Here is a 9234-nt window from a genome sequence, read left to right as displayed (position 1 = left end):
CCCCCAAATCGTGGAGGACTCCTCTATGCGGCTTCGGGCTCCGCGACTGCAGCGTTCTCGTAGTCGATGGGGCTGACCATCCCAATCGTGGAGTGCCGGCGGACGTGGTTGTAGAAGCCGTAACACCAGTCAAGCACACCGGCCTTGGCTCCGGCAAGAGTCTCGAAATCGTTGCGTGACAGTACCTCCCACTCCAGGGAAGAGAAGAACGCTTCGGCAGCGGCATTGTCGAAGCATGACCCGACGCGGCCCATCGACTGACGGAGTCCCATCCGACGGCACAGCTTGGTGAACTTGTTGGAGGTGTACGTCGACCCGCGGTCACTGTGGAAGATGACCCGTTCGGACTCCTCGTCACGCCTTATGGCCTGCTTACCGCCTCGGGTGGCCACCGCCATCTCGATTGCTGCACACGCGAGCGGTGCGTCTGGATGCACGCTGGTGGCCGCACCCAGCAATCGGCGGCTGTAGAGGTCGATCACGGTCGCCAGATACAACTTCCCGGCCGCAGTCGGGATCTCGGTGATATCGCCGACCCACTTCTCGTTCGGACGCGTCGCGGTGAAGTTCCGGCGCACCAGATCCGGGAACTTCGGTGCCGTCTTGTCCTGCCGGGTCAGCCCGTTTCGGCGACGGATCCGGCGTGCCACCAAACCCTGCCGGCGCATCGAATCCGCGACCGTCTTCTCGCTCACTGTCCACCCGTCCTCACGCAGGTCCACGTGCAGCCGCGGGGAACCATGCAAGCCCCGCAATGTCATGAACTTGACCTTGACTGCGCGGTCTACCGTGTCGCGCCGATAGTCACGCGCGGTATGCAATCCTGTTGCTGCACCCGGCTTTTGAGAACGCTTGAACCACTTGTAGAACCACGCCATACTCACGCCAAGCAGCGCGCACGTGACCGTATGTGGCACTCGATAGGTGGTCCTCTGCTCTGCGATGAAGCGGGCCAGCATCACTTCGTCGCCTCCTTCACCCACAGGACCACCGATCGTTTTAAAACATCGCGCTCCATCCGCAACTCGGCCACCTCGGCACGCAACCGCTTGAGCTCGGCAGCACTATCGCCGCTCGCCTCATCCTCGCCGCCGCGCTCGGCGCGCGCACGGTTGACCCAGTTGCCCAGGGTGCCCTCGTTGACCCCCAGATCGCGCGCGACCTGGGCGATCGGTTTACCCGTCTCCTCGACGATCCGGACCGCCCCATCACGGAACTCCCGGTCGTACTTCTTCCGCTTCTCAGACATCGTGCTCCTCATTATCGATGCCTCTACGGTTTGGGGGGAACCTCAGGAACCGGTGGCGGGCACCGCCGCATGGGCAGATTCATGTCCGCCACCGGGCAGTTCTTATTGGCCACCTACGGGCAGTTTTCAAGTCCGCACATGGGCAGTTCCCGATGACCGTTGACATCTCATCGCAGTGTTCATGCAGATGGTGGACACCACCATCGTCAACATCGCCCTGCCCAGCCTCGCCACCGACCTGAACGCCACCTACTCGGCGCAACTTCTTGTCGCAACGGTGTACACGCTCGCATTTGCGTGCACCCTGATGACGAGTTCACGCCTCGGAGAACGCTATGGCAGGCGCCGAGTTTTCCTCTGTGCGCTTGCCGGGTTCACCGTCGCCTCGGTTCTGTGCGGCACCGCTTCCGGTGTGACAGAGCTCATCGCGTTGCGTGGAGTGCAAGGTGTCTGCGCGGCCGCCGCATCCGCGCAAACCATCGCCATCATCTCGGTGTTGTTCCCACGGGCCAAGCATGGTGCGGTCTTCGGGATCTACGGCGCCACGGCCGGGGTTGCCGCGATGCTCGGCCCGATGCTCGGCGGCGCACTCATCGCGCTCGACGTATTCGGTTGGGACTGGCGGACCATCTTTCAGGTGAACCTCCCCCTGGGCGCGGCGGCCTCCCTGCTTGCCTACCGGCACCTCCCGCCGGTGCGGTCGCAGACCCATGAGCCATTCGACGTGATCGGCATGGTGCTCTCGAGCACCGGCTTGTTCCTACTCATCTACCCTCTCGCCGTCGGCCGGGAGAAGGGGTGGCCGGTCTCATTGCTGCTCATGCTCGGTGCCGCAGTCCTACTCCTCGTGATCTTCGTCTTCTACGAACGCCGACTGCAGCACCGGGGCGGTAGCCCGCTGCTACGACTCGACCTCTTCTCCCACCGGAGTTTTTCGGTCGGTGCCGTTCTCTCGGTCACGTTCTTCAGCGTGTTCGCTGCGTTCTTCTTCACGGTGTCGATCGCCGCGCAGTTCGGACTGGGTTACAGCCCGCTGCGCACCGGCGTCCTCACCTTTCCGTTCGCCGTCGGGGCTGCATTCGGATCGGTGGTGTCCCCGTGGTTGGTCGCACGGATCGGCTCACGCACACTCACCGTCGGGATGGTCGCGTTCGCGGTGTGCCTCGGTTGGCTCGCGGTGACCATCGATCCGGCCAGTGAGTCGCTGGATCTACTCACCCTCCTGTTGCCGCTACTCATCGGCGGCGTCGGAACCGGTCTGTTCGTCGCACCCCTGCAGGCAACGATCCTGTCGGGGACGACGTCGTCGAACGTCGGCTCCGCGTCGGGCTCCATCCCGACAATCCAGCAGATCGGATGCTCCGTCGGACTGGCGTTGATCAGCATCGTTTTCTTCAATCAAGTTGCGGCCCAATCGCAATCGGCCGTCGACAACGCAGGCGCCACCCTGTCCCGGTCGCTGGAAGCGACGGCCGTGGCGCCGGCCCTGCGGCCCGCGGTGGCAGGTGAGTTCACCCGTTGCGCACAAATGCAGCTGAGTTCACCGCACCCGGAGCAGACGCCACCAGGGTGTGCGGGCGACCCCGCATCGGCATCTCCGACCCCGGGGGACATCAGGAGCACCGTCGCCGTCCAAGCGGCACCAGAGCTCGAGGAGGCAGCGCGTCAAGCCGCAGCCCAATCATTCCTCGGAGCACTCGCCGTGGTGCTCTGGGCGATTGCCGGGGCAGCGGTGGTGCTCGCGTGCATCAGCCTTTTGCTCAAGAAACCGGTGACCGCGGTTGCCGACGTAGCCGGTTAGTCCCCCAGCACGCCGTCTTCGGGAAGCCGCAGATCCTGTTTCTCCAGCTCTTCGATGTTCACGTCCTTGAAGGTGATGACCCGGACCTGTTTCACGAACCGGGCCGGCCGGTACATGTCCCATACCCACGCATCACTCATGCGCACCTCGAAGTAGACCTCGCCGTCTGCGTTACGGGGCACCATCTCGACGGCATTCGCCAGGTAGAACCGGCGCTCGGTCTCGACGACATAGGTGAATTGACCGACGACGTCCTTGTACTCCCGGTACAGGGACAATTCCATCTCGGTTTCGTACTTCTCGAGATCTTCGGCGCTCATCCTCTAAGCCTAACTTGCGTACCGCCTGGTTCAACGCACGCGCATGCGCACGTTGCGGTACGACATTCGGTGCTGCTCTGAAGGTCCGAGCGCATCGAGGCACTGCATGTGCATCTCTGTGCTGTAACCCTTGTGGATTGCGAACCCGTATCCGGGCAGCTCGGTGTCCATCGCGACCATGATCCGATCGCGGGTGACCTTCGCGACGATGCTTGCCGCCGCGATGCAGGCGGCGGCACCGTCACCACCGATCACCGGCAGGGAAGGTGCGGTCAGACCTGGGACACGGAATCCATCGGACAACACATAGCCGGGCTGGATTACCAAACCTGCTACAGCCCTGCGCATTCCCTCGATGTTCGCCACGTGGATACCGATTCGATCCACCTCGGCTGCGTCGATGATCACCGCGCTCCACGCCGCTGCGTGACGGGTCACCGATTTGTACAGTTTCTCCCGGGTCGCGGCCGTGAGCTTCTTGGAATCGTTCAGATCGGCCAACGACGCCAATTGCGTGGGCTTGAGAACACACGCCGCGACGACCAGCGGTCCGGCGCAGGCACCGCGACCGGCTTCATCGACCCCGGCGACAGGCCCGAGCCCGCTGCGATACAGAGCGGCCTCGAAGGTGCGCAGACCCGCCGCGCGTCTGATTGCAACCCTCGGTGGCCACCGCGTTGGCACTACAGTGCTACTTCTGCGGATTGACGGAGTCGACAGAACCCATCCGGGAGAACGGGTAGATGACGAACCGAACCTTGCCGCGGATGTCGTCGACGGGCACCATGCCATGCAGCTCGTCGTCCTGGTGGTAGCGCGAGTCCGCGGAGTTGCCGCGGTTGTCACCCATCACCCAGACCTGCCCCGCCGGCACGTCCAACGGACCAAAATCCTCACCGAGACACGAGTTGAGTTGGCCGTTCGCGTCCAGCAGATCTCCGGGACGCATCGCAGCGTTCTGTTCCTGGAGCTTCATGTCGATGTACGGCTCCACCAGCGGCTTACCGTCGACCTTGACTCCGGTGCGATCGGCGTTGTGGCACTCCACGCGTTGCCCACCGGTCGCGATGACGCGCTTGACGAGGTTGTTCTCGTCCGGTGGGGCGAACCCGAACCAGGACATCGCGTTCTGTGCCCCGCGGACAACGGTGTTGTCCGAACGCGGTGAGCGCCATCCGAGATCCCAGGACGACGTAGGGGCCTTGAAGACCACCACGTCGCCGGCCTCGGGCTCGCCGAACCGGTAGACCAGCTTGTCGATGACGATGCGATCGTTGGTGCACCCGGCACATCCGGTCAACGTCGGTTCCATCGACTCGGACGGGATCACATACTGGCGGCCGACAAAGGTCTGCAGGACCCAGGTCAACAGCAGCACGCAGACGATGATGATCGCCGTCTCGCGCAGTATGGAGCCCTTCTTCTTGGGCTTGCTCTCGTCCTGGTCGTTCAGGCTGCGCCACGGACGGGCGCCCTCAGAATCCGGGTCTCCGTAGGTATCGTCGCCGGAAGGGCTGGAACTCTCGGAACCGCGGGGGGTGTCTACCACGCCGCAAGCTTAGTGCGTCAGCGCTTTTCTTTGATCTTGGCAGCCTTGCCGCGCAGGTCGCGAAGGTAGTACAGCTTCGCGCGACGCACGTCGCCGCGGGTCACGACCTCGATCTTCGCGAGGTTGGGGCTGTGCACCGGGAACGTACGCTCCACGCCCACACCGAACGACACCTTGCGGACCGTGAACGTCTCACGCACGCCACCACCCTGACGGCGGATCACGACGCCTTTGAACACCTGGACGCGTTCTTTCGAACCCTCGATCACCTTCACGTGAACGTTCAGGGTGTCGCCCGCACGGAAGTCGGGGATGTCGTCGCGCAGGGACTTGTTGTCCAAGAAGTCCAGAGTGTTCATGTTGTCGGTTCCAATCTTGCAGTTGGCGTGAGTAGAGGAACCTAGCGGCTTTCGACGTGGCCTCGTGGGTCACGCGTTACGGCTCGACTGGTTCGTGCTCCGATTCGTGTGGTCTCCGCGACGTCTCAGCGACCGCGGGCGTGCCGGGCTGCTGACCGTCAAACGGCAACTGGTCAATTGTGCCAGAAGCACCCCCGCCAGGTGAAATCGCCTCGGTCAGCACGAGCCCTGCGGACTCGCCCTTGGCGGGAGCGGGGTGGACCTTGGCGTTCAATTCCTCTTCGGCGCCCGACTTGGCGTGGGCGACGTCGGGTTTGCCGGCCATGAGGTCCTGCAGGAAGATCTTTGCCCGGATGAGCGGCCTGCGCACTCGGCGTTCCCGCCGGACGGCCGCATTCATCTTCTTCGGCCGTTTTGTGTAGCGCCAGCGAGCCCAGGGCGAGGTGGGACGGGCCAGTCGGATGGCCGCGACCACGAGCAGCGGGAAGATGAACAAACCGATGAGGCCCGTCCAGATCTTTCCTTTGAGCAGCACGAGCCCGGCCAGTGCGAGTACCACTCCCGAGTAGATCACCGCAGCGATCGTGGCAGCCACGTCGTTGGTGTCGGCGCCCCACCAGTCGAGCGGGTGGTAACCGAGCAGGATCAGGCCCGTGACCGCCATCGCCACGAACACGGCATCGAGCGAGGCGCGCCCCTCTTCTGCCCAGTAGACGTCGCGTAGATAGAAGATCAGCGCGAACTCGTCCAGGACCAAGGCCGCACCGACTCCGAAGAGCGCAGCAAAGATCGACAGCGTCGTCTGGGAGCCGTTGATGGCCAGAGCGATCAGGCCGAGGCCGGACAACATCGTGAGCACGGTGCCGAAGACGACATGATGGATGTGCAGTCCGCCGGGGGTTACATTGTTGAACCACCAGCTGACCTCGGCTCGGATCAGCCGCACGCTGATACGAATCCCGAGGAATCCCAGAATGAAGCCGATGTAGGCCATGAACAGCGGTAGTCGACCGTTGTCGATGATGTTCTCGGTGAACCAGTGGCTCATGGGGTCAGATTAGTCGCCGAGGTGGTCGAGCAAGAGGTTTGCGACCAAAGACGCCGATCCGGTGGCGGCGCACGCCTCACACACGACTTCGCGCAACCCCTCTCGGCCGCCACGGCCGGCACCGAACTCGAGGGCGCCGACCGCACGGGCCCGAGCGAACGCTGCCCGATACTCGGCATCGCGGCCGGCGTGGGACGCAGCGAAAGCCATGGTGTCCAGACGGCCCCGGAGCGCCGCGATCTCCAGACGCTGGATCGCCGCCGCGGGTCGCCCGGCGCGCCAGGTCTTGAGCGCTCCGGTGACCGGCCCGTCGGTCGGGACGCCGGCCGCATCGAGGGCGGCCACCGCGATCAGCAGACCGACGCGGTCCAGCTGCCTGGAATCGACTCGGTCGACGAGTCCCGCGACTCCTGCGCCCAGGACATCTATGCGATGTGGGCTCACGGCGCCGAATCCGGTGAGTCTTCATGGCCACCGGGATCGACCGCGTGCGCGCCTGATTCGTCGACCACCGCCGCAACTTCTGGTGGCGGTGGTGTCATGGCACAGACGGCCAGGGGGACGAGCTCGGCGTCCCGGAAGTAGCCGAGGATGGCAAGTTCGGGTGCCCGCCCGTCGCCCACGACCACCTCGTGCGGCTCGGGGACCACGCCCGGTCTCAGGTAGCCGGCAGGCTCGCTTGTCCCGACGACCACGGTGCGGCGACCGTTCTGATCGATTCCCAGACCGACAGCCACCCGGATCCACGGCGCGACCTCGGGAGGCTGGGTCGCGGTGAGAACGGCAGCCCGGGCGCGCAACATGACCAGGTCCGCGTCGGGCGGATGCGTATCCCCCACGCCGGCGGCAGATCGACCTGCCGCGATGCCTGCGAGGGCGGCGCCCGTCGGCGCCATCATCGCGCCTGGGTTCATCGGCGTACCGCCGGACTGTTGACCGTGCTCGGTGCCGGTCTCCTCGACCGTCTCCTGCGAGATCTGGGCTGCGCGCCGGTCCAACTCTGCCGCAGTAGCCGACAACGTGCGCGCCGCGAGGTGTTCCGCGCCTGCCAGGGTGGTGGTGTCGCCCGTGGCCGCCGCGAGTACCGTCCCGGCGAGCAACTCGCGATCTGCGATCGCCGCGACAACCGTCAGTCGCTGCCTCGTCTGCTCGACCGCATCGGCGTAGGCCCGGACGACCTCGGCGGTGCCGTCGACCTTCTCTGTGCTCGTGTGCAGAGCGCGAACCAGCGACACACCCACGGCGTCTGCGGCCGCCGACGTCTGACCGTCGATCGCTTCGGACACCGAACGGATCCCGCCATCGACCGCGGAGATGCACTCCGAAAGCCGCTGGATCAGAGACTCATAACGCTCGACGAGGAGGTACAGCGCGGCCGCGTCGATGTCGGGGGTCAGTTCCCGCAAAAAAGACTCGACCGGTTCGCGGTAGTCGGTCGGCATCAGTGGTCCGACGCGGCCGGGACAGATCCGGCCGCCTCCGCGTCCTCGTTCACCACTACCTCGACAGCTCGGGTCAGGCCACCGGCATAGCGTGCGAGTGAGGCGTGCGCCTCGTCGACAGCGGCAACGGCACCGGCGCTGAGCCGGCCGTGGGCGCGGGCGAAGACGTGCCCGCTCACATGGGCCGCACACGTCGACGCAATCTGCCTGGCGAGTTCATCGATATCCGACGAGATCGCCGCGAGCTCGACGAGTACCGGTTCGAGGTCTCTCGCCGCCGCGAGGACTGCGGCGCCGTCGATCCGAAGTTCCGACCCCGGTTGTGCTGCCGGCATTCGCGTCTCCCCGATCCGTCGACTCAGTCCAGATCCCGAAGATGTGGACCCTGGTCTTGGACGATCGCGGTCACCAGTTGGTTCCGGCGAGACGTCAGTTCACCGTCCGCCCGCTCGACCAGATTGCGGATGAGCGTCGCCAGCTGATCGGCTCGGTGACGCCGCAGCGCGAGCGGATCGATGTGAAGATCGGTCAGCATGCCTCGGGCGTTGACCACCACCCTGACCAGACGGTCGGTGGACGTGACTTCCACGGTGGCGGAATTGAGTTCCTGCGCGGCCGCTCGCAACTGCTCCCGTTGCTCGTCCACCTCCGCCAACACCGCATCCCAGGCCCGGTTCATCTCACCGGACCTCATCGACTCTGCGACCATAGTGACCCCCCACTCGCGTGCGGAGATCTTAGCCCGCGGGGGCGCCACCGGCGGAGTCGGCGGAGTCTCCGGACTCGCGAGGCAGCAGATCTGGACGCCGCTCCCGGGTACGGGCGAGCGACTGCTCTGTGCGCCAGCGATCCTGTTTGGCGTGGTCACCGCTCAGGAGTACCGGCGGCACGTCGAGCCCACGCCACGTCGGTGGGCGCGTGTAGCTCGGACCTTCGAGCAGACCGTCGGAGAAGGAGTCCTGCTGGTGCGAGTTCTTGTTGCCCAAGACCCCGTCGATCAGGCGCACTGTGGCTTCGACCATGGCCATCACGGCCACCTCGCCGCCGATCAGGACGAAGTCGCCCAGCGAAACCTCTTGCACCCGAACACGTGTGGCGGCATCATCGAACACCCTTTGGTCGATGCCCTCGTACCGTCCGCACGCGAACACGATGTGGCTCTCGCGACTCCACTCCTGCGCGGTGGCCTGGGTGAACGGAACGCCCGCAGGGGTCGGGACGACCAGGAGCGCGTCGTCGGGGCAGACCTCGTCGAGGCACGGCCCCCACACTGTCGGTTTCATGACCATGCCCGGGCCACCGCCGTACGGGGAATCGTCCACTGCACGGTGGACGTCGTGCGTCCAGTCCCGCAGGTCGTAGGTGTCGAGCGCGAGTATTCCGCGGTCGATGGCCTTGCCCAGCAGTGCCATTCGCATCGGTTCGAGATATTCGGGAAAGATCGAGACCACGCCGATCCGGATGGC

General features: G+C 65.1%; 13 protein-coding genes. 1 reads left to right on the top strand and 12 read right to left on the bottom strand.

Annotation, left to right across the window (positions count from 1 at the left end; all coding sequences use genetic code 11):
- Positions 1–23: 23 nt before the first annotated feature.
- Both BFL43_RS04505 and BFL43_RS04500 read right to left on the bottom strand, forming a co-directional pair.
- Positions 24–962 (bottom strand): IS3 family transposase, encoded by a 939-nt coding sequence (locus BFL43_RS04505; RefSeq protein WP_084889697.1) that lies wholly within the window; start codon positions 960–962, stop codon positions 24–26.
- Positions 959–1249, bottom strand: coding sequence for a transposase (locus tag BFL43_RS04500; protein ID WP_084889699.1), 291 nt, complete (start codon positions 1247–1249; stop codon positions 959–961). Before BFL43_RS04500 ends, BFL43_RS04505 begins: the two co-directional genes overlap by 4 nt.
- Positions 1250–1424: 175 nt before the next feature.
- Between BFL43_RS04500 and BFL43_RS04495 the strand changes: the two genes are divergently transcribed.
- Entirely contained in the window at positions 1425–3050 is a 1626-nt protein-coding gene (locus BFL43_RS04495) for a DHA2 family efflux MFS transporter permease subunit (RefSeq protein WP_276206086.1), read from the top strand.
- Here the strand turns inward: BFL43_RS04495 and BFL43_RS04490 are convergent.
- The 10 genes from BFL43_RS04490 to trmD form a co-directional block, all read right to left on the bottom strand.
- Entirely contained in the window at positions 3047–3370 is a 324-nt protein-coding gene (locus tag BFL43_RS04490; protein WP_084838601.1) for a DUF2469 domain-containing protein, read from the bottom strand. The two genes, BFL43_RS04495 and BFL43_RS04490, sit on opposite strands and share 4 nt — an antisense overlap.
- A gap of 30 nt (positions 3371–3400) precedes the next feature.
- Positions 3401–4054: a ribonuclease HII gene (locus BFL43_RS04485; protein WP_240498055.1), complete on the bottom strand. Its 654-nt coding sequence runs from the start codon at positions 4052–4054 to the stop codon at positions 3401–3403.
- A gap of 7 nt (positions 4055–4061) precedes the next feature.
- The gene (gene lepB, locus BFL43_RS04480) at positions 4062–4919 is read right to left on the bottom strand and encodes a signal peptidase I (protein ID WP_084891172.1); all 858 of its coding nucleotides are present in this window, start codon (positions 4917–4919) and stop codon (positions 4062–4064) included.
- Between the two features lie 17 nt (positions 4920–4936).
- The gene (gene rplS / locus BFL43_RS04475; RefSeq protein ID WP_084838604.1) at positions 4937–5278 is read right to left on the bottom strand and encodes a 50S ribosomal protein L19; all 342 of its coding nucleotides are present in this window, start codon (positions 5276–5278) and stop codon (positions 4937–4939) included.
- A gap of 76 nt (positions 5279–5354) precedes the next feature.
- Positions 5355–6326 carry a hypothetical protein gene (locus tag BFL43_RS04470; protein ID WP_084891170.1) on the bottom strand — a complete coding sequence of 324 codons (972 nt, stop codon included), beginning with the start codon at positions 6324–6326 and terminating at the stop codon, positions 5355–5357.
- A 9-nt stretch (positions 6327–6335) separates the two neighbouring features.
- Positions 6336–6770 carry a hypothetical protein gene (locus tag BFL43_RS04465; RefSeq protein WP_084891168.1) on the bottom strand — a complete coding sequence of 145 codons (435 nt, stop codon included), beginning with the start codon at positions 6768–6770 and terminating at the stop codon, positions 6336–6338.
- Positions 6767–7768, bottom strand: coding sequence for a hypothetical protein (locus BFL43_RS04460; RefSeq protein WP_084891166.1), 1002 nt, complete (start codon positions 7766–7768; stop codon positions 6767–6769). Before BFL43_RS04460 ends, BFL43_RS04465 begins: the two co-directional genes overlap by 4 nt.
- Positions 7768–8103 carry a hypothetical protein gene (locus tag BFL43_RS04455; protein ID WP_084891164.1) on the bottom strand — a complete coding sequence of 112 codons (336 nt, stop codon included), beginning with the start codon at positions 8101–8103 and terminating at the stop codon, positions 7768–7770. The genes BFL43_RS04460 and BFL43_RS04455 overlap by 1 nt, the downstream gene beginning before the upstream one ends.
- Before the next feature lie 23 nt (positions 8104–8126).
- The gene (locus BFL43_RS04450; RefSeq protein ID WP_240498054.1) at positions 8127–8477 is read right to left on the bottom strand and encodes a YbaB/EbfC family nucleoid-associated protein; all 351 of its coding nucleotides are present in this window, start codon (positions 8475–8477) and stop codon (positions 8127–8129) included.
- A gap of 28 nt (positions 8478–8505) precedes the next feature.
- The gene (gene trmD / locus BFL43_RS04445; RefSeq protein WP_084891178.1) at positions 8506–9231 is read right to left on the bottom strand and encodes a tRNA (guanosine(37)-N1)-methyltransferase TrmD; all 726 of its coding nucleotides are present in this window, start codon (positions 9229–9231) and stop codon (positions 8506–8508) included.
- Positions 9232–9234: the final 3 nt, after the last annotated feature.

This window comes from Williamsia sp. 1135, assembly GCF_002095395.1.
In the GTDB taxonomy this organism is placed as follows: Bacteria; Actinomycetota; Actinomycetes; order Mycobacteriales; family Mycobacteriaceae; genus Williamsia.
The sequence above is the reverse complement of the archived record's forward strand: the minus strand, read 5'-3'. Positions and strand labels throughout refer to the sequence as shown.